This window comes from Nocardia sp. NPDC059764, from assembly GCF_042732555.1.
Classification (GTDB): Bacteria; Actinomycetota; Actinomycetes; order Mycobacteriales; family Mycobacteriaceae; genus Nocardia.
Map to the genome: position 1 here is coordinate 13,671 of NZ_JBHWHH010000075.1, position 18,662 is coordinate 32,332.

The 18,662-nt window shown below is 69.5% G+C and carries 15 protein-coding genes and 1 pseudogene; 11 read left to right on the forward strand and 5 right to left on the reverse strand.

Annotation, left to right across the window (positions count from 1 at the left end):
• Positions 1-16: 16 nt before the first annotated feature.
• Positions 17-553, reverse strand: a complete 537-nt coding sequence (locus tag ACFV4K_RS18395) for a TetR/AcrR family transcriptional regulator (protein ID WP_379276224.1) — start codon at positions 551-553, stop codon at positions 17-19.
• A gap of 141 nt (positions 554-694) precedes the next feature.
• Between ACFV4K_RS18395 and ACFV4K_RS18400 the strand changes: the two are divergent.
• From ACFV4K_RS18400 to ACFV4K_RS18435, 8 genes and pseudogenes are all read left to right on the forward strand, one after another.
• Positions 695-2,094 (forward strand): annotated as a pseudogene (locus ACFV4K_RS18400) (flavin monoamine oxidase family protein).
• A 104-nt stretch (positions 2,095-2,198) separates the two neighbouring features.
• Entirely contained in the window at positions 2,199-4,526 is a 2,328-nt protein-coding gene (locus tag ACFV4K_RS18405; RefSeq protein WP_379276225.1) for a heavy metal translocating P-type ATPase, read from the forward strand.
• Positions 4,527-4,892: 366 nt separating this feature from the next.
• Complete coding sequence (locus ACFV4K_RS18410) at positions 4,893-5,771, forward strand: DUF302 domain-containing protein (protein ID WP_379276226.1); 879 nt, start codon at positions 4,893-4,895, stop codon at positions 5,769-5,771.
• Between the two features lie 83 nt (positions 5,772-5,854).
• A complete protein-coding gene (locus ACFV4K_RS18415) occupies positions 5,855-6,409 on the forward strand; it encodes a flavodoxin domain-containing protein (RefSeq protein ID WP_379276227.1) in 555 nt (184 codons plus the stop codon).
• A 28-nt stretch (positions 6,410-6,437) separates the two neighbouring features.
• Entirely contained in the window at positions 6,438-6,917 is a 480-nt protein-coding gene (locus ACFV4K_RS18420; protein ID WP_379276228.1) for a DUF2267 domain-containing protein, read from the forward strand.
• The gene (locus ACFV4K_RS18425; RefSeq protein WP_379276229.1) at positions 6,914-7,090 is read left to right on the forward strand and encodes a hypothetical protein; all 177 of its coding nucleotides are present in this window, start codon (positions 6,914-6,916) and stop codon (positions 7,088-7,090) included. The genes ACFV4K_RS18420 and ACFV4K_RS18425 overlap by 4 nt, the downstream gene beginning before the upstream one ends.
• Positions 7,083-9,392, forward strand: a complete 2,310-nt coding sequence (gene ppsA, locus ACFV4K_RS18430) for a phosphoenolpyruvate synthase (RefSeq protein WP_379276230.1) — start codon at positions 7,083-7,085, stop codon at positions 9,390-9,392. The genes ACFV4K_RS18425 and ppsA overlap by 8 nt, the downstream gene beginning before the upstream one ends.
• Before the next feature lie 124 nt (positions 9,393-9,516).
• Positions 9,517-11,244, forward strand: a complete 1,728-nt coding sequence (locus ACFV4K_RS18435; protein WP_379276231.1) for a GAF domain-containing sensor histidine kinase — start codon at positions 9,517-9,519, stop codon at positions 11,242-11,244.
• 66 nt (positions 11,245-11,310) lie between these two features.
• Here ACFV4K_RS18435 and ACFV4K_RS18440 read toward each other — a convergent pair whose 3' ends face one another.
• From ACFV4K_RS18440 to ACFV4K_RS18450, 3 genes are all read right to left on the reverse strand, one after another.
• On the reverse strand, positions 11,311-12,210 hold the full coding sequence (locus ACFV4K_RS18440; RefSeq protein WP_379276232.1) for a universal stress protein: 900 nt from the start codon (positions 12,208-12,210) through the stop codon (positions 11,311-11,313).
• 37 nt (positions 12,211-12,247) lie between these two features.
• Positions 12,248-13,246, reverse strand: coding sequence for an Acg family FMN-binding oxidoreductase (locus tag ACFV4K_RS18445; protein ID WP_379276233.1), 999 nt, complete (start codon positions 13,244-13,246; stop codon positions 12,248-12,250).
• Between the two features lie 78 nt (positions 13,247-13,324).
• Entirely contained in the window at positions 13,325-14,272 is a 948-nt protein-coding gene (locus tag ACFV4K_RS18450) for a universal stress protein (protein ID WP_379276234.1), read from the reverse strand.
• Positions 14,273-14,536: 264 nt separating this feature from the next.
• On the opposite strand from ACFV4K_RS18450, the gene ACFV4K_RS18455 reads away from it, so the two are divergent.
• A complete protein-coding gene (locus ACFV4K_RS18455; protein ID WP_379276240.1) occupies positions 14,537-14,836 on the forward strand; it encodes an ArsR/SmtB family transcription factor in 300 nt (99 codons plus the stop codon).
• Between the two features lie 199 nt (positions 14,837-15,035).
• Positions 15,036-15,893, forward strand: coding sequence for a hypothetical protein (locus ACFV4K_RS18460; protein WP_379276235.1), 858 nt, complete (start codon positions 15,036-15,038; stop codon positions 15,891-15,893).
• Between the two features lie 76 nt (positions 15,894-15,969).
• Here the strand turns inward: ACFV4K_RS18460 and ACFV4K_RS18465 are convergent, their stop codons facing one another.
• Positions 15,970-17,178 (reverse strand): Rieske 2Fe-2S domain-containing protein, encoded by a 1,209-nt coding sequence (locus ACFV4K_RS18465; protein WP_379276236.1) that lies wholly within the window; start codon positions 17,176-17,178, stop codon positions 15,970-15,972.
• 208 nt (positions 17,179-17,386) lie between these two features.
• On the opposite strand from ACFV4K_RS18465, the gene hsaA reads away from it, so the two are divergent.
• Complete coding sequence (gene hsaA / locus ACFV4K_RS18470; protein ID WP_379276238.1) at positions 17,387-18,550, forward strand: 3-hydroxy-9,10-secoandrosta-1,3,5(10)-triene-9,17-dione monooxygenase oxygenase subunit; 1,164 nt, start codon at positions 17,387-17,389, stop codon at positions 18,548-18,550.
• Positions 18,551-18,662: the final 112 nt, after the last annotated feature.

Sequence of the window (18,662 nt, forward strand, 5' to 3'; positions counted from 1 at the left end):
CGGCACCGGGCAGCGCCTACCCAGCGCCGAGCCCGTTCAGCAGGACGACTTCGAGGAAGCCCGGAACCTGGCGCGCACCCATATGACCTTCGAGGGTGAGTTCCCAGGCCGTCTCGGCCAGCCCGCAGAACGTGGACGCCAGCCAGACCCCGGGCATGTCGCGGCGCAGCACACCCGCGTCCTGGCCGGTGACCAGAAGCGAGACGATCCTGGTGAAGATCTCCTCCGATCGCGCGAGCGGCTCCCCCGTCGCATCCGGCTCGACGTAGACGAGGTTCCACAGCTGCGCGAACGGCTGATACTCCCGGATCAGCAGGCCCAGGACCGCGTCCATAGCGGCCCCGGGGCTTTCGGCCTCGGTCAGGATCCGGTCGCAGTCGTCGAGGATCTTCTCGGCCATCGCCCGAACCAGCACCTGGCGGGTCGGGAACAGGCGGGTCAGGGTCGCCCGGCTGATACCGGCGCGGGTGGCGATGACCTGCATCGACGCCCCGCGATCCTTGGCCAGCACGGGGATCGCCGAGTCCAGCACTTCCGCGGCATCGGTACGCATCGTTGATTGAACTCCATCAGTCTCTTTTGACACACCGATGTCTCAGAGTATTCTTTGGTGTATCAATTGCTCATTTTACGAGGTCGCGGCGGCCAGGTCTGGAAGCGAGCCGCCACGACAGATCGGTCGGCACTCATGACGATGCAGCGGCGCGGATTCCTGCGGGCAACCGCCTTGTCCACCTTGGCTTTTGCGGCGGCCGCCGCGTGCGACGACTCCGGCACCGCGCCGCCGACGGGCGCGCGACAGCGCGTCATCGTCATCGGCGCGGGGATCGCGGGTCTGGCCGCGGCCCGATCACTCACCGACCAGGGCCACGACGTCGTCGTGGTGGAGGCACGCGATCGAATCGGCGGGCGCGTGTGGACCAGCACCCACTGGGCGGACGCGCCCGCGGACCTGGGCGCGACCTGGATCCACGGCGTCGACGGCAATCCGATCACCGATCTGGCTCGCCGAGCCGGTGCGGCCACGGTATCGACCAGTTACGACAACGGCACCGATTACGGCACGGACGGACACCCGGTCGACGACGCCACGGCGGCCGCGATCGGGCAATGGCGGTCCCGGATCGCGAAAGCGCTGCGCGACAATCAGGATCGCGACGACGATGAGGCGGAGCGGGACACGTCGGTTCGGGCGGTGGCACAGCGAGCGGTGAACTGGCCGTCGCTCGCCGATCCGGACAAGACGCTGGTCGCCTCCGTCCTCAACGACTACGAGCACGAGTACTCCGGCAGCGTCGACGAGCTGTCCGGCCTGTATTTCGACAGCGACGCCAAGATCAAGGGCACAGACGTCCTGTTCCCCAGTGGCTTCTCGGCGATCCCCGCGTTCCTCGCCACCGGCCTGACCGTGCGCACCGGACAGGAGGTCGAGCGCGTGGACTGGAACGATACCGGGGTCACCGTCACCACCCGCGCCGAGGTCTTCCGCGGCGACCATGTCGTGGTCACGCTGCCACTGGGCGTATTGCAGAGCGGCGCCGTCGAATTCACGCCCGGCCTGCCCGCCGACAAGGCGACCGCCGTCGACAAGCTCGGCATGGGCGTTCTCGACAAGTGCTATCTGCGTTTCCCCGCGAAGTTCTGGCCGGATACCGACTGGCTGACCTATGTCCCGGGTCTCGATCGGACCGGGCAATGGGAACCGGGCAATGGGAACAGTGGATCAACTTCTCCCGCGCCGCCGGGCAGCCGATCCTGCTCGGCTTCAACGCCGCCGACTTCGGCCGCTCGAACGAGAACCGGTCCGACGCGGACGTGGTCGCGGGCGCGATGAGCACCTTGCGCACGATGTACGGGCCCGGCATTCCCGCACCGCTGGATTACCAGATCACGCGCTGGGCGCAGGACCCGTACGCGCACGGGTCGTACTCGTTCAACAAGGTCGGTTCCACTCCGGAGATGCGCGATCACCTCGCGGCGAGCATCGACGACCGTATCCATTTCGCGGGTGAGGCCACCCACCGGGACTCCTTCGGCACCGTTCACGGGGCCTACGCGTCCGGGCTGCGCGCTGCGCGATCGATCACGGGCTGACAGGTCCAAAGGCAGTCTTTCCAAGGGACTGTGGCCCTGTGGTGCGCCGCATTCGTGCGGTGCACTTCAGAAGAACACGATCCCGGCGGGAAGGGAGCATCCTGGTGCCCGAATCACGAGACCGGCATCGGTGGGAGCGGTACACCGGTGTCGCGAGCGCGTTGCTGTTGGCCGGCACCATCGTGCCGCTGCTGGCGGGCGTGATCGCCCGGGTGGCCGGTGCGAGCACGGTCGCCGACCGGTGGTGGGCCGCGGGCACGGTGGTCGCCATCGTGCCGGCGCTGTGGTGGGTGATCTCGGCGCTGCGGCGCGGGCGGGCGGGCGTCGATCTCATCGCGGTGCTGTCGCTGGGCGGCACACTGTTGGTGCACGAATACCTCGCCGGGGCGTTGATCGCGGTCATGCTCAGCGGCGGGCACGCCCTCGACGCGGCGGCCGAACGCCGCGCGACGCGGGATCTGCGAGCGCTCCTCGAACGGGCCCCGCGATCGGCACGGCGCCGACGCGGAGCGGTGGTGCGGGTCGTCGGCCTCGACGAGATCGCCCCGGGCGACATCCTGGTCATCGCCGCCGGAGAGGTGGTGCCGACCGACGGCAGGATCCTGGATTCGGTTGCGGTGCTGGACGAATCGGCGTTGACGGGGGAACCGTTGCAGGTCGAACGGGCCGCCGGGGAACCGGTCCGCAGCGGCGTGCTCAATGCCGGTGCGGTATTCGAGATGCGGGCGACCGCGACCGCCGAGGAGAGCACCTACGCCGGCATCGTACGTCTGGCCCGGGAGGCCGGGGCCGACACCGCGCCCACCGTCCGCCTGGCCGACCGCTACGCCGCCTGGTTCCTCCCCCTCACCCTCGCCGTCGCCGCGGCGGCCTACTGGTTCAGTGGTTCGCCGACCCGGGCGGTGGCGGTGCTGGTGGTCGCCACGCCCTGTCCGTTGTTGCTGGCCGCGCCGGTCGCGATCGTGTCGGGACTGTCCCGGGCTTCCCGCGTCGGCGTGGTGGTCCGCGGTGGTGGGGCGTTGGAGAACCTCGGCCACGCAACCACTCTGGTGATGGACAAGACCGGAACCGTCACCGCCGGGCGGCCCGTGGTCACGGAGGTGGCCGCGGCCCCGGGCACGGATCCGGCGTGGCTGCTGCGGCTGGCCGCCTCGGTCGATCAGCTCTCGCCGCATGTCCTGGCGGCGGCGATCGTGACAGAGGCGCTGGCGCGGGGCCTGCGACCAGAGGTCGCCACCGAGGTTTCCGAACGGGCGGGGCACGGCGTGAGCGGTGTGGTGGACGGCCGCCGCGTGCAGGTCGGCAAACTGCCCGACGGCGCGACCGTTCCGGACTGGGCCCGGCCGGTCATGAATCGAGCCCGGCTCGATTCCGCCGCGATCGCCTGGGTCACCGTCGACGACGACCCGCTCGGGGCCGTGTTGCTGCGCGACCCGTTGCGGCGGCACGCGCCCCGCACGCTGCGGCGGCTGCGCGAGGCGGGACTGAACCGGCTCGTCATGCTGACCGGTGATCGCCCCGAACCCGCACGGGAGGTCGCCACCGTGCTGGGCCTGGACGAGGTGTACGCCAATCAGAGCCCGGCCGACAAGGTCGAGGCCGTCCGGCGGGAGAGCGACCAGCACGTGACGGTGATGGTCGGCGATGGCATCAACGATGCCCCGGCGCTGGCGGCGGCAACGGTCGGCGTCGCCATGGGCGCGCGCGGATCGACCGCGTCGTCGGAGGCCGCCGACATCGTCCTCACCACCGACCGGCTGGACCGGCTCGCCGACGCCATGGACATCGCGCGCCGGTCACGCCGCATCGCGGTGGAGAGCGCGACCATCGGGATGGGGCTGTCCCTGCTGGCCATGGTCGTCGCGGCCGCCGGGTGGCTGCCGCCCGCGGCCGGCGCACTGCTCCAGGAGGCGATCGACGTCGCCGTCATCCTGAACGCGCTGCGGGCCTTGCGGTCCGGCCCCGCGAGCGGGCGCGCCGTGCCGGTCGACACCGATGAACTGCTCCGGCATTTCGCCGCCGAACACGACACCCTGCGCGACACGCTGGCCACATTGCGGGCGGTGGCCGATCGAATCGCGGAACGCCCCGATGCCGAAGCCTTGAAGGCGCTCGAGGCCGCGTACCGCTTCCTGGTCGAGGATCTGCTGCCGCACGAGCGGGCCGAGGAGACGAAGCTCTATCCCGCGCTGGCCGGGCCGCTCGGCGGATCCGAGGCGACGGCGACCATGAGCCGGGCGCACGCCGAGATCCAGCGCTTGACCACGAGAATCGGCACGCACCTCGAATTGGCGCGGGCGCGTGACGGTTTCGATCCCGACCAGATCGACGATCTGCTCGCGTGCCTCTACGGGCTGCACGCCGTCCTACGCCTGCACTTCCTGCAGGAGGAGGAGAACTACTTCGTCCTCGCCGCCGACGAACGGCTGTGATGACGGCCCGTGCCCCCGGCCGAAGTCCTGGTCTTCGCGAGTGCTCCGCTACGCCGTTGTGGCGGGGATCCCGTTCGGACGACGCCGTTGTCGTCCTTCGTACTTCGAGCCGGTGAGCTTGTTGGCCGATAAGACAATTCTGGCCCGGGTGAGCCGCGTCACACAGCGTCCAAGGTCGGCATTGAGGGAGCTCTTGGCCCCGCGCGTATCGCCGCAGAGGTCGGGCGATCTCAGGACCTTGGTCCCCTCGCGACGCTCGTCACGGCAGGGTCATCGCCTTGTTCCCGCCCCACCGGGACCTTCTCCTCTGGAACCGTGACCGGCCCGTGCGCAGGCTGATGGGACGGCAATCGAAGGAGGCGTGCGATGGAATACCGGGTCAACGTGTGCGAGACACCGCCGCAGGCGGTCCTGCGCATCCCGTTGGAGATCCGCCCGGACCTGTTGAGCGAGGGCATCGTCAGCGGGATGGGCCGGCTGAGCGAGGTCGCCGAGAAGGCGGGTCTCACCGCGAACGGCGCACCGACGATCACGTTCCATCGGGAGCTTCCCGCCGAGGACGCCATCGTCGTCGACTTCGGGCTGCCGATCGAGGCGGCCCCGGCGCTGGGACCGAGTTCCGGGGCGGAACTGGTCATCCAGTCCCCGATCCTGGTGGCCCGCACCAGCCACCGCGGCGGCTACGGCGAGATCGACGCGGCCTATCGTGCCCTGCGGGAGTGGCTGCGGCAGGCCGGTTATCGTCCGGTGGGCCCGCCGACCGAGGCGTATCTCGTCGGGCCGGACGAGGTGAGCGATCCCCGGCTGCTGATCACCGAGATCCGGATCCCGGTGTCCCCCGCCCCGGCCATCGCGGTCCATCTGGCCACCACGTTCTCCGAAGCGGTGGATCGAACCCGAACAGCGTTGCGAGATCGCGGATTCGGGGTCGTGACCGAATTCGATGTGCAGGCGTCGCTGCGGGAGCGGACCGGCGAGCACATCGAGGAGTATCTGATCCTCGGCGTCTGCAATCCCCAGCTCGCGGGCCTGGCCCTGGCCACCGACCGCGAGGCCGGGCTCCTGATGCCCTGCACCGTGGTCATCCGCGCCGAGGACACCGGTGTCCTGGTCGAGGCCGTCGATCCGACCGTGCTCGTCCAGGTCCTGGCCCGGCCCGAACTGGCGTCCTCGGCCGAAGAGGTGCGCCGGATGCTCGCCGGGGCGCTGTCCGGACTGGAACAGCCCACCGCCGCGGCGGGCTGACGGCGATGCCGGGGACCATGGTCCCGACCGACGCGGGTACGAGTCCTCTCACCGAATTTCGCCCACGCGAGCACGCTCGACACATGGAAACCACAGCCCCCCGCATCGCCGTCGTCTACGCCTCCGCGCAAGGGTCCACGCGCGAGATCGCCGATTTCATCGGCGCCTCGCTCTCGGCCCGCGGCGCGACCGTCGAGGTCGCCGACGCCGAACACGCCCCGGACCCGACTCGCTTCAACGCCCTGATCCTCGGCAGCGCCGTCCACGACCGCGCCCTGCTGCCGGAGCTGGAGGGCTTCGTCCGCGACCACCGTCATGAACTGCGCGCACGGCCCGTCTGGCTGTTCAGCGTCGGCCTCGGCCCCGCCCTGGTCGGCCCGCTCGGGCACCTGATGGGCCGGGCCGTCCCGAAGCGGATCGCCGAGGTGCGCGACGCGGTCATGCCGCGCGGATACCGCGCGTTCGCCGGTCACTACGAACGCGCGGGCGTCTCACTCCCGGCCCGCGCCCTGTACCGCCTGCTCGGCGGCAGCCGCTACGGCGACCTGCGCGACTGGACCGCCATCACCGCCTGGATCGACACCGTCGCCCAGGAACTGAAACTGCCCCGGCCGCAGGCCATCCCGACCCACCCCTGACCTTCCTTCCGCGAGAAAGGCCACGCCGATGAGCCATCACACCGACCCGTTCGCGCCCGCGATCCATACCGGCCGCGTCTGGCTGCGCACCGTCGCCGACCGCCTCGGCACCGAGGACCGGATGGCCGCGCACCAGGCGCTGCGGGCCTGGCTGCACACGGTGCGCGATCGCCTCGACATCGGTGCGGCAGCGCATCTGAGCGCACAACTGCCCACGCTGCTGCGGGGCGTCTACTACGAGGGCTGGATGCCCGGTCGGGTGCCGGTGCCGCACGATCCGCAGTCGTTCCTGCTCCAGTTCGCCCGGTCGGCGGATCTGTCGGAGGAGGAGGCGCGGCGGTCCGCCGCCGCGGTGACCGACGCGCTGGCGCAACTGTTCTCCCCCGGCCAGCTCGACCACGTCCTCGCCCAGCTGCCCGCCTCGCTGTGCCGCGTGCTGCTCGGCGCCGACTTCGGCGGCATCCTCACCGCGGCAGGCATTTTCGAAACCCCCGAGGGCCGTCCGTGACCATCCGCCACGCTCCCCTGTTCGTTGTCGCACTGCCCTTCGTCATCACCGGCCTCGAACTCACCGGCGCATCACCGACGGTGCTGCTGTGCGCATTACTCGTCCTCACCATCCCGATCCTGCTGTTGTTGCTGCTGCCGGGGTCGAAGAACTCCTGGAGTAATCATGGGTGACTATGTCGCTACCTTCGACGAACTGCGACTGACCGACGCCGACCGCGCCGGCGGTAAGGGCGCCAATCTCGGCGAACTGGTCGCCGCGCGGCTACCCGTGCCACCGGGTTTCGTCGTCCTCGCCTCCGCCTACGAGGAGGTGATCCAGACCGGCGCGCACGGCCCCGAACTCGACGAGTTGCACACTCGGGGGCTCACCATGGCGGCCGGGGCTTCGCGCACCGACACGCAGCAGCTCGACGAGCTGTGCCGCCGCATGCGCGACCTCGTCCACGACACCCCGATCCCGCCCTCGGTCCGCGACGCGGTCCTCTCGGCGTACCACCGGCTCGGTGACGATGTCGCGGTGGCTGTCCGGTCCTCGGCCGTCGGCGAGGACAGCGCGAACGCGTCCTTCGCGGGAATGAACGTGTCGCGCACCAATATTCACGGCGACGACGAGGTGATCACCGCCCTCGCCGACTGCTGGGCTTCGCTGTTCACGCCGCGCGTGCTGACCTATCGGGCGCGACGCGGCATGCACGATCGACCCGAGATGGCCGTGGTCGTCCAGCGCATGGTCACCGCCCGCTCGGCGGGGGTCGCGTTCACCGCCGACCCCGCCACCGGCTCGCTCGACCGCATCGTCATCGACGCGGCGCGGGGCCAGGGCGAGGTGGTGGTGTCCGGGGCGGTCACACCCGATACCTATGTCCTCGACGCCGCGGGGCCGACACTGCTCACCAGCCAGATCGGCCGCCAGAGCTTCGTCATCGTGCCGGGCCCCAGCGGCGACCGGCGCGTCCAGCTCTCCGAATCCGAGGCCCAGGCCCCCGCGCTCACCGAGGACCAGGCCCTGGCCGTGGCCCGGCTCGCGCTCGAGGTGCAAGCCCACCACGGCGGCCGCCCCCAGGATGTCGAATGGGCCTTCGACGACGAGCACCTGTGGCTGGTGCAGGCCCGGCCGATCACCGTGCTACCTGACGACGCCGACGCGAAGCCACCCATGGCGCATACGGTCGAGGGCCGGGTCCTGGTCCGCGGCCTGGCCGCCGCGCCCGGTCGCGCCAGCGGACCGGTCCGCGTATTGCGTTCGCCCGCAGAGGGTTCCGCCCTCGCGGACGGCGAGATCCTGGTCGCTCCGATGACCAACCCCGACTGGCTGCCGACGCTGTCGCGGGCCGCCGCGGTGGTGACCGACAGCGGCGGCATGACCTGCCACGCCGCCATCGTGGCCCGCGAACTCGGCATTCCGTGCATCGTCGGAGCCCGCACCGCGACCGCTCAGCTGGCCACCGGCGAGGAGGTCACCGTCGACGGTTCCGCGGGCCAGGTGTACGCCGGAAACCCGCTCCCGGCCTCGATCACGGCCGTCCCGCGCCCGGTCGCCGAGGTCGCCGCGCCCGAGGCCACCGCGACGCGCGTCTACGTGAACCTGGCGCTGCCCGAAGCCGCCGAACGCGTCGCCGCCACCGGCGCCGACGGCGTCGGCCTGCTGCGCGCGGAGGTCCTGCTGACCCAGGCGCTGGGCGGGCGGCACCCACGTGACCTCATCGCCCGCGGCGAGGACGAGAAGTTCATCCAGAGCATGACCGCCTCGATCCACCGGATCAGCTCCGCGTTCGGCACCAGGCCGGTCATCTATCGCGCCAGTGATATGCGCAGCAACGAATTCCGCGCACTCGAGGGCGGCGGTCGCTACGAACCCACCGAGCACAACCCGATGATCGGGTTCCGGGGCTGCTACCGCTACGTCCGCCAACCGGAGATGTTCCGGCTGGAGCTGGCCGCCCTGGCACGGGTGCGCGAGCAAACCCCGAACGTGCACTTGATGATTCCGTTCGTCCGCACCCGCTGGGAGCTGGAGGCCTGCCTGGAGCTCGTCGACGCCAGCCCGCTCGGCCGCCAGCGCGGACTGCACCGCTGGATCATGGCCGAGGTGCCCTCGGTGGTGTACCGCATGCCCGAGTACGTGGAACTGGGGATCGACGGGATCTCCATCGGCAGCAACGATCTCACCCAGCTCGTGCTCGGTGTGGACCGCGATTCCGAGGAGTGCGCCGAACTGTTCGACGAATCCGACGAGGCCGTGCTCGACGCCATCGAACAGATCGTCACCAGCGCGCGGTCGCTGGGCATCACCTCCTCGCTGTGCGGCCAGGCGCCCTCGACCAAGCCGGAATTCGTGGAGCACCTGGTGCGGGCCGGGATCACCTCGGTCTCGGTCTCCCCGGACGCGGTCGAGCGCACCCGGCGCGCCGTCGCGGCGGCCGAGCGCCGGGTCCTGCTGGACCACGCGCTGTCCATGTCGACGGGACGGTGACCGGACCCGCGGCGTCGAGGTGAACGGCCACCGCCGTCCGGACTCTAGAATCGGATTCCGACCTAGAATTGGGGAGCCGTAACGGACAAATCGTGCGCGGATCCCCCACGTACAGGAAGACGATATGACCGTTGAGCCCCCGGACGGGTCCTATTCGGTGCGCGAGACCCTCTCCCAACTCCGGCTACGGGAATTGCTGGTAGAGGTCAAGGACCGGGTGGAGTTGATCATCGACGCCCGTGATCGCATGGACGGCCTGGTCGAAGCCATGCTCGCCGTCACCTCGGGCCTCGACCTCGACCAGACGCTGCGCACCATCGTGCACACCGCCATCAGCCTCGTCAACGCCCGCTACGGCGCGTTGGGCGTGCGCGGACAGGACCAGCACGGGCAGAATCCGCTCGAGCAGTTCATCTACGAGGGCATCGACGAGGCGACCCGCGCCGAGATCGGCGAACTGCCCGAGGGCCGCGGCGTGCTCGGGCTGCTGATCACCCAGCCCAAGACCATCCGACTGGACAACATCGCCGACCATCCGTCCTCTGTCGGCTTTCCGGCGAACCACCCGGCGATGCGCACCTTCCTCGGCGTCCCGGTACGCATCCGCGACGAGGTCTTCGGCAATCTGTATCTGACCGAGAAGGCCGGTGGGCAACCGTTCACCGAGGACGACGAGGTGATCGTGCAGGCGCTCGCCGCCGCCGCGGGCACCGCCATCGACAACGCGCGGCTCTACCAGTCCAGCCGCACCCGCCAGGCCTGGATCGAGGCGACCCGCGATGTCGCCACCGAGTTCCTGGCCGGAACCGCCCCGCAGGAGGTGCTCGCGCACGTCGTGGCGCACACGCGCACCCTCACCGACTCGGTCTGGGCGTTCCTGGCCGTCGACGACGAACCCGACCGGGACCCCGGCGATGTGGAGGACCTGCGGATCAGCCAGTGTTCGGGCCCCGACGGCAAGACGCACAGCGGATTCGTCCGGACCGCGGGAACGGCGGTAGGGCAGGCGTTCCGGCAGGGCCTGCCCCAAAGCCTGGACCGCAGTGACGATCTCGGCCTCGACATCGCACTCGACGCCGGGCCGGCGATGGTGCTGCCGCTCAACACACAGGACTCGACCTTCGGGGTGCTGGTCATGGTCCGCCCGGCCGGGGCTGCCCCGTTCTCGGACGAATTGCAGGGATTGGCGGCGGCTTTCACCGATCAGGCCGCCCTGGCCATCCAGTTGTCGGAAGCGCAGCAGCGCATGCGCGAACTCGATGTGCTCACCGACCGCGACCGCATCGCCCGCGATCTGCACGATCATGTCATCCAGCGGCTGTTCGCGGCCGGGCTGAGCCTGCAGGGCACCGTGGCCCGCGCCCGGTCCGCCGAGATCCGGGAACGGATCTCCGACGTCATCAACGATCTCCAGGATGTGGTGCAGGAGATCCGCACCTCCATCTTCGACCTGCACGGCGGCGCCGAGGGCAGCACCCGGCTGCGGCAGCGGATCGAGGACGTCATCCGCAAGCACACCGCCGACACCGGACTGCGCACCTCGTTGCGCATCTCCGGACCGCTGTCGGTGGTGGCGGCCGAGTTGGCCGATCACGCCGAAGCCGTTGTGCGCGAAGCGGTCTCCAATGCGGTCCGGCACGCGCACGCCGAGACGGTCGCTGTCACCATCGACGTCTCCGACGATCTCACCGTGCTGATCGCCGACGACGGCCGCGGCATTCCCGCCGACATCACCCCCAGCGGTCTGCAGAACCTGGCCCGCCGAGCCGAACAGCTGGGCGGCACGTTCTCCTTCGGCAGCAACCCCGACAGCGAGGGGACCCTGCTGCGCTGGGCCGTGCCGTTGCAGTGACCGGACGCGAGCGCGGGTGCGCCGCCGACCCCTCGCCGGGTCGACGACGCGCCCGCTGCGGCCGGATCACTCGCCGCGCACCACGATGATCGGGCAGTCCACGGCGTGCAGGAGGGCGTTGCTGGTGGATCCCAGCAGCATGCCGAGGAACCCGCCGCGGCCGTGGCTGCCCACGACCACCAGCTGCGCGTGCTCGGCTTCGTCCACCATCGACCGAACCGGCCTGTCCTTCACCAGGATTCGCCGGACCGGCACATCGGGGTAGCGCTCGGCGTATCCGGCCATCTCCTCGGCGAACGTCGCGTGCTCCTGCTCCTCGACCGTCTCCCAGCCCGCCATCGGCATATAGGGTCCGCTGACGTCGCTCCAGGCGTGCACGGCGGTCAGGCCGGTCTTGCGCAGCGACGCCTCCTGGAACGCGAGCTCGAGCGCGGCGACGCTGTTCGCGGTTCCGTCCACGCCGACCAGCACCGGCTGCCGGGCCGAGATCGGGTCCGCCGCCGCGGTCGAATGGATCACCGCGACCGGGCAGTGCGCGTGGTGGGTCACCGCGGTGGTGACCGAGCCCAGCAGTCCGCGCCGCAGCGCTCCGAGTCCGCGACTGCCGAGCACCACCATGCGGGCGTGCCGCGAGAGCGCGATCAGATGCGCGATGATCGGCTCGGTCGTGACCTCCGACGACATCGGAACGCCTTCGCCGGGCAGCGTCTCCGACGCGATCCGGGTCGCCTCGCCGACGACCCGCTCACCTTCGGCTTCCAGCCACGCCATGTCCTCGGCGTTGAGTACGACGGTCGGCGCCGGCCCGACCGGCGCGCAGATCGAGGTGACGATCCGCAACGGGCAACCGTGCCGCGCGGCGTCGAGCGTCGCCCACGCCACGGCCTGGTACGAGACGGCCGATCCGTCCACCGCGACGACGATCGCGGGATTCGGATCCGCCTGCGGGACAGCGTTCTCGGTCATGATGATCTCTCCTGTTTCCTTGTCCGGTACCGGGTTCTCAGCTCTCGCCGGACGAGATCGCGGGCTCGAGCGGCCGCACCACGTCGTGCAAGGGCAGCCGGGGTGTGGCCGGCACCGGAACGGCGCTGGTCGCCGCCCAGCCCATACGAATGATCAGTTGCGGATAACCGAAATCACCCAGCAGATCGTGGCGGATCCTCGACCGCACTCCGGCGATCTCGAGCGGTTCGCTCAGCGCGCAGGTGGCCAGTCCGCGCACCGTGGCTTCGAGCAGCGCCGCGCTGGCCGCCTCGCCGGCGCCCAGCCAGGCGGACAGGTCGTCGGCGGCGGTGCACACCAGCAACATGCGGGCCTCCTCGTCGGTGTCACGAACCACCGCCTCGGACAGGCGCGGGTCGCCGAACGGCCGCACGGTCGGGTCCGAGGACGCGACCGCGTTGCGCGCGGGAACGCCTTGCGGGTCGGCGTGATGCCCGCTCCACTGCGCCAGTTCGGCGTTGTAGGCCGCATCACCGCGGTGCGCGGTCGCCGCGTCGACGAAAGCGCGCACCAGGCGGGCGTGCTCACCGGCCGTGTCGACCTCGCGGACCTGGACTCCGGATACCTCCGCACCGGCGGCGGCGATCGCCGACACCTGCGCCGACGGCACCTCCCACGAGGTGAAGCGGCGACGGTCACTGCGTCGCTGCGCGATCGCGCGGGCCGCCCGGACCGCCGTCTCGTCGACGGCGCCCGGCCGCAACTCCACCGACGCGAGGTGCCGCGGTTCCGCGGGGTTCGGGAATCGGTGCACCACCGGCTCCCAGCCGGACGCACGCAACGCGACCTGCAGATGGTGCAGTGCCGCACCACAACTCACGACGAGCTCACGACTGTCGGGATCGGTGTAGGGCAGCCGTCGGCTGTCGTCGGCGTACAGGTGCACCGTGGTGTCCCCGACCCGCCACAGCCACGGCTGGGTGTTGTGCACCGACGGCGCCCGCACCGCCAGCGCCAGGGCGGCGCGGACGGTATCGGGATCGGGGTGTTTCGACATCGCTTGTCCTTCCTCGGAATTCGCGTTGCTGTTGCCTTCAGCATGGTCCGTTCACGGGCCGCCGGTGACGGCCGAAGGTCACTGTCCGGCGGGTTCTTCGGCCCGGTTTCGCGAGGGCTGACGGACCACCACCACCGGGCACGGCGCGGTGTGCAGCAGCGCGGTGCTCACCGAGCCCAGCACCATGCCGGTGAACCCGCTGCGGCCGTGGCTGCCGACCACCACCAACTGGGCCGACTCGGCATGGTGGAGCAATACCCGAGCCGGGGTGTCCCAAGCCACCACGCGGTGCACCGTCACCTCCGGCCACCGTGCGGCGTATCCGGCCAGCGCCGATCCCAGCAGCACGTCTTCGGTCTTCTGGATCGACTCCCAGCCCAGGACGGGCGCGTCGAAGCCGGTGGAGTCGTTCCACGCGTGCACCGCGATCAGGTCCACCTTGCGGCGCGCGGCCTCCTCGAAGGCGAACTCGACGGCCGGAGCGCTGTTCGGCGATCCGTCCACGCCGACCACCACCGGCTTGGCCACCGACTCCGGCTCGGTTTCCGAAACACCGTGCACGATGACCGCCGGGCACTGCGACTGCCGGGCCACCACGGTGCTCACCGACCCCAGCACCGCCCGCCGCAGCGCACCGAGCCCCCGATTGCCGACCACCAGCACCTGGGCCCTTCGCGAACGGTCGAGCAACGCCGTGGTGATCATGTCGAAGATGAGTTCGGTTCTGATGTGGAGGCTTTCGCCCGGCACGGTGTGGCGGGCGATCCGCGCGGCGTCGGCCAGGACCTGCTGCCCCCGCGCGCGCAGATCTCGGGTTTCGTCGGGCCCCAGCTCCGCCGCCCCGGGCACGATCGGATTCGCGTACGAGGTGACGATGTGTAGCGCGCAGCCACGTAGGTCCGCCTCGACGGCGGCCCACGCCACCGCCTGATACGAGATCTCGGAACCATCGGTGCCGACGACGACGCCCAAGTCGTCTTGTTCCGAACGATCGAAACTCGCTGCGGGGACGGCATTCTCTTCCATTATTCCTCCTGGACCGGGACCGATGCGTCGAGCATCCCGCCCCGGACTTGCCTGCCACAGGGGACAAGGTCACCGCCGGGCGGGCCGTCCGGCTCCGGGGCGAACGGCGTGGTGGGCCTCGCCTCCACTCGGCGGGCAGCAGCAGGCCGCTGGTATTGCGATATTGCTAAACTCGGCAACCAACCTGACGTCATCGATTCGATCGCCATTGTCGGAGGAAGGAGCGGCACGCACTTGCCGGGACTACGGCGGCCTCTTCATCCGATGAAGGCCGACTTCTTCAAGACTCTGGGCCACCCTGTCCGCATTCGCACACTGGAGCTGCTGAGCGAGCAGAATCGGACCGTATCCGAGTTGCTCGCCGAGCTCGGCATCGAGCCGGCCAACCTGTCACAACAGCTGTCGATCCTGCGCCGCGCGGGGCTGATTACCGCGCGCCGCGAAGGCGTCTCCGTGACCTACGAGCTCGCCACCCCCGAGGTCGCCGAACTACTCGGCACTGCCCGTGCCATTCTCACGCGCGTAGTCTCAGACCAGGTCGAAGCCCTCGAAGGGCCCGATTGAGCGGAACTCCGGCAAGTTCGGACGACCGCACGCGCCGCACTGATTGCCTATTTTCTAAACTTATTACCCAGCAGTTCAGACGAGGAGTGCTCGACGTGATCAGTCGATCCACCACAGCGACTGCGCACCCGGACTCGGCAAGCACTCCCCCGCGCGCGTGCGAGTGCGCCCGGAGCCCCGTGAGAGTGAGGCACCAGCAGTGACCATCCATATCGGCTCCGGCCACGAGGACAACGCCGCACAGTCCGGAAAGCCCGGTTCGGCGAGTATCGGCGCCGCGGTCGTCGCGGTGTGGGGACGACGCACCAATCGGACCAACAGCTCGTGCTGGGTGGCGATGGAGGACTATGCGGCCCTACTCGCCGACCGCACCGTGCTGCACACCGCGGTCGTCCCGCTCACCACGGGTCGGCCCTATTCCATCGCGGCCCGGATCGCGAAACTGCCCCGGCACATCACCACGGTGTTCCTCATCGGACCGAACGCGATGGAATCCGCCGCCGTTCAATCGATCACAGCCGCATCCAGTGGGCGATTGGTGATCTCCGAAACCGACGCGCTCACCGCCACGGTTGCCGCCGCGGCGGTAACAGCGTTGCGCGCCAAGAGAATACCGCCACGACACGGCAGGCTGGCGGTGATCGGCGCGGACCGGGCACCGCACCTGGAGGCCGTGCTGCTCAGATGCGGGGCAGCCGCGGTCACCGCGCGGCACGGCGACACACGTGGCGGGCCCGACATTCGAAAGCTGTTCGTCGACCACGACATCACCGTGGATCTGACCGAGACGGACGTGATGTGGAAGGTCCCGGGCCGGACATTCTCGGTCCCCGCCGACTCCTACCACTTCGCCGCACTGGCACTGCCCGGATTGCTCGGCGCGCTGAGCGGTCACGGCGGGGCGCGGGTCACGGTCGATGCCCTGGCTGCCGCCGCGCGAGCGCTCGCGCTCGTCACTCCGGTCGGCCGCACGCTGCCGGATGTGCGTGACCACCGACTGGACCCCACAGTCGCGCAACACGTCAGCAAGGTTCTCGGCGCACCGGCGGACATCTGATCCGAGCGCGACATCATCACGGTCACCATCAGACGCCCGCCGGTGGCCGAACACTCGCTGTCAGCGTGTCAAGGTTTCAGCGGGTGCTCCCGGATGCGGCGGCGGGCACGGGTTCGTGCCGCATGCGCCGCATGTTCTCGGCGACCTCGGCCTCCCAAGCCTCGTTGGCCCTGGACGTGTCGACCTCGAATTCGAAGCGCTGCCGCGATTTCGGGTCGATGTCGGCAACGTCCACGTAGAACTGTTCGTACCAGCGGCGCAGCTGGTAGATCGGACCGTCCTCGTCGCACAGCAGTGGGTTCTCGATCTTGGACTTGTGTTTCCAGATCTCCACGTCCTGGAGGAAGCCCGCCGCGATGCCCTCGGCCATCTTGGCGGCCAGCCGGTCGGCCGCGTCGTCGGGCAGGCCGTCGGGCTTCTCCAGGGTGATGCCGTACTGCAGGACGAACGAGTCCTGGCTGATCGGGTAGTGGCAGTTGACGAGCACGCTGCTCACCTCGAACCCGCCGTAGTTGTTGAGCAGGGTGTTGATCATGTACGACGGCCCGAAGTACGACGCTTGCGAGGTCAGCAGAGTGTCGCCCCCGTACTTGGCGCCCGTCGCGACGTCGGGGCGGCCCTTGGTCTCGAGGTACTGCGTGGCGACCTCGCCCTCGAAGACGTTCTTGAAGAACGTCGGGAAGGCGTAGTGGATGTAGAAGAAGTGCGCCATGTCGACGATGTTGTCGATGATCTCGCGACAGTTGGAACCCTCGATGAGAATCGAGCGCCAGGTCCACGGCGTCCAGCCGGGGTCCATCGTTTCCAGGTTGCCGCCCGCGGCGTCGACGTAGGCGCCCGGGGCATAAGGGATCGTCACCTCGGGGGCGGGTGGGTTGCCCTCGTGGTCGTGCCAGACGAACAGCTGCCCGTTGCGTTCGAGCGTGAGCCAGGACCGGGTGCGAGCCAAGGGCGGAACCCGGCGTGCGTAGGGGATGTCCTTGCATTTGCCGTCACCGCCCCAACTCCAGTCGTGGAACGGGCACGCGACGTTGTCGCCCTTGATCTTTCCCATGGCGAGGTCTCCGCCGAGGTGGCGGCAGTAGGCGTCCAGCACCTTCAGTGCGCCCGTGCTGTCGGCCCAGAGGACGAGCTTGGCGCCGAACGCGTTGACCGAGTGCGGTTTACCGTCGCGGAAGTCCTCGGCGAGGCCGAGGCAGTGCCAGCCCCGGGCATACCGGCTGGGCGCGGAGCCCACGTCGATTTCGCGGATCCTGCCGCCGCGGCCCTGGGGGTTCGCAACCATCACGCACTCCTCTTCGCTAGAACCTGTTCCAGAATATGAGTCAGCTTCGGATATACGGAGAGCCGTCAGCAATGGTCGAAAGTCCCTACTTTTCGGTCATTTACTCCACTAGCCGCACACCCGCTACTGCCCGATATTCACTAGAACGTGTTCTATAAATTGGCGGTGGGGGCAATCCTCCACCCGATCGGCAGGAGCGTCCCGCGAGATGACCCAGGAAATCACCAACCGCGTCGCAGCGGTACTACCGACCTTGCGTGAACGTGCCCAGGAGACCGAACAGCTACGCCGGATTCCGGACCAGTCCATCAAGGACCTGCAGGAGACCGGCTTCTTCACCCTGCTGCAACCCCGCCAGTGGGGCGGTCGCGCCGCGGACCCGGTCGTCTTCTACGACACCGTCCGCAGCATCGCGAGTGCCTGCGGTTCCACCGGTTGGGTGGCCGGCATCCTCGGCATCCACAATTGGCATCTGGCCCTGTTCGATCAGCAGGCACAGCAGGATGTGTGGGGCGAGAACGCCGATACCCGCGTCGCCTCCTCCTACGCACCCATGGGCGCGGGCACGAAGGTCGAGGGCGGCTATCTGGTGACCGGGGCATGGGCGTGGTCGTCGGGCTGTGATCACGCCGACTGGGTGCTGACCGGAGGACCGGTGCTCGCCGACGGCAAGACGGTCGACTTCGGCTCGTTCCTCATCCCCCGCCACGACTACCGCATCGACGATGTCTGGCATGTGGTCGGGCTGCGGGGGACCGGATCCAATACCGTTGTCGTCGAGCGGGTATTCGTCCCCGAGCACCGCTTCCTCAGCTTCAAGGCCATGGGCGAGCTGCGATCGCCCGGCCTGGAGCTCAATACCGATCCGGTGTACCGGATGCCCTGGGGAACCATCCATCCCACCACCATCTCCACCCCGATCGTGGGCATGGCCTACGGAGCCTACGCCGCGCACGTCGAGCATCAGGGCACGCGGGTGCGAGCGGCGTTCGCCGGGGAGCAGGCCAAGGACGATCCGTTCGGCAAGGTGCGGATCGCCGAGGCCGCCAGCGACATCGATGCCGCCTGGCGGCAACTGTCCGGTCATGTCGCCGAGCAATACGCCCACCTCGCCGCGGGCCGCGACGTCCCGTTCGCACTGCGCGCGGAGGCCCGGCGCGACCAGGTGCGGGCCACCGGCCGGGCCATCGCCTCCATCGACCGGCTGTTCGAGGCCTCGGGGGCAACCGCGCTCACCGAAGGCACCCCGCTGCAACGCTTCTGGCGTGACGCACACGCCGGCCGAGTGCACGCCGCCAATGACGCCGAGCGCGTGTACGTCATGTACGGCAACCACGCCTTCGGCCTGCCCGTCGGCGACACGATGGTGTAGCCGAGGACCGCCGGTGGCTTTCGCCTCGGCTCTCGACGAATCCTGAGGTGTACGAACGCAGATACGGCGGTGTCTTGTCTCGACCGGTCGAGACAAGACACCGCCGTATCTG

Bases quoted from the DNA above. Each gene is read 5' to 3' on its own strand.
- ACFV4K_RS18395 (WP_379276224.1), bottom strand. From the start codon at position 553: ATGCGTACCGATGCCGCGGAAGTGCTGGACTCGGCGATCCCCGTGCTG.
- ACFV4K_RS18410 (WP_379276226.1), top strand. From the start codon at position 4,893: ATGGAATACCGGGTCAACGTGTGCGAGACACCGCCGCAGGCGGTCCTG.
- ACFV4K_RS18415 (WP_379276227.1), top strand. From the start codon at position 5,855: ATGGAAACCACAGCCCCCCGCATCGCCGTCGTCTACGCCTCCGCGCAA.
- ACFV4K_RS18420 (WP_379276228.1), top strand. From the start codon at position 6,438: ATGAGCCATCACACCGACCCGTTCGCGCCCGCGATCCATACCGGCCGC.
- ppsA (WP_379276230.1), top strand. From the start codon at position 7,083: ATGGGTGACTATGTCGCTACCTTCGACGAACTGCGACTGACCGACGCC.
- ACFV4K_RS18435 (WP_379276231.1), top strand. From the start codon at position 9,517: ATGACCGTTGAGCCCCCGGACGGGTCCTATTCGGTGCGCGAGACCCTC.
- ACFV4K_RS18440 (WP_379276232.1), bottom strand. From the start codon at position 12,210: ATGACCGAGAACGCTGTCCCGCAGGCGGATCCGAATCCCGCGATCGTC.
- ACFV4K_RS18445 (WP_379276233.1), bottom strand. From the start codon at position 13,246: ATGTCGAAACACCCCGATCCCGATACCGTCCGCGCCGCCCTGGCGCTG.
- ACFV4K_RS18450 (WP_379276234.1), bottom strand. From the start codon at position 14,272: ATGGAAGAGAATGCCGTCCCCGCAGCGAGTTTCGATCGTTCGGAACAA.
- ACFV4K_RS18455 (WP_379276240.1), top strand. From the start codon at position 14,537: ATGAAGGCCGACTTCTTCAAGACTCTGGGCCACCCTGTCCGCATTCGC.
- ACFV4K_RS18465 (WP_379276236.1), bottom strand. From the start codon at position 17,178: ATGGTTGCGAACCCCCAGGGCCGCGGCGGCAGGATCCGCGAAATCGAC.
- hsaA (WP_379276238.1), top strand. From the start codon at position 17,387: ATGACCCAGGAAATCACCAACCGCGTCGCAGCGGTACTACCGACCTTG.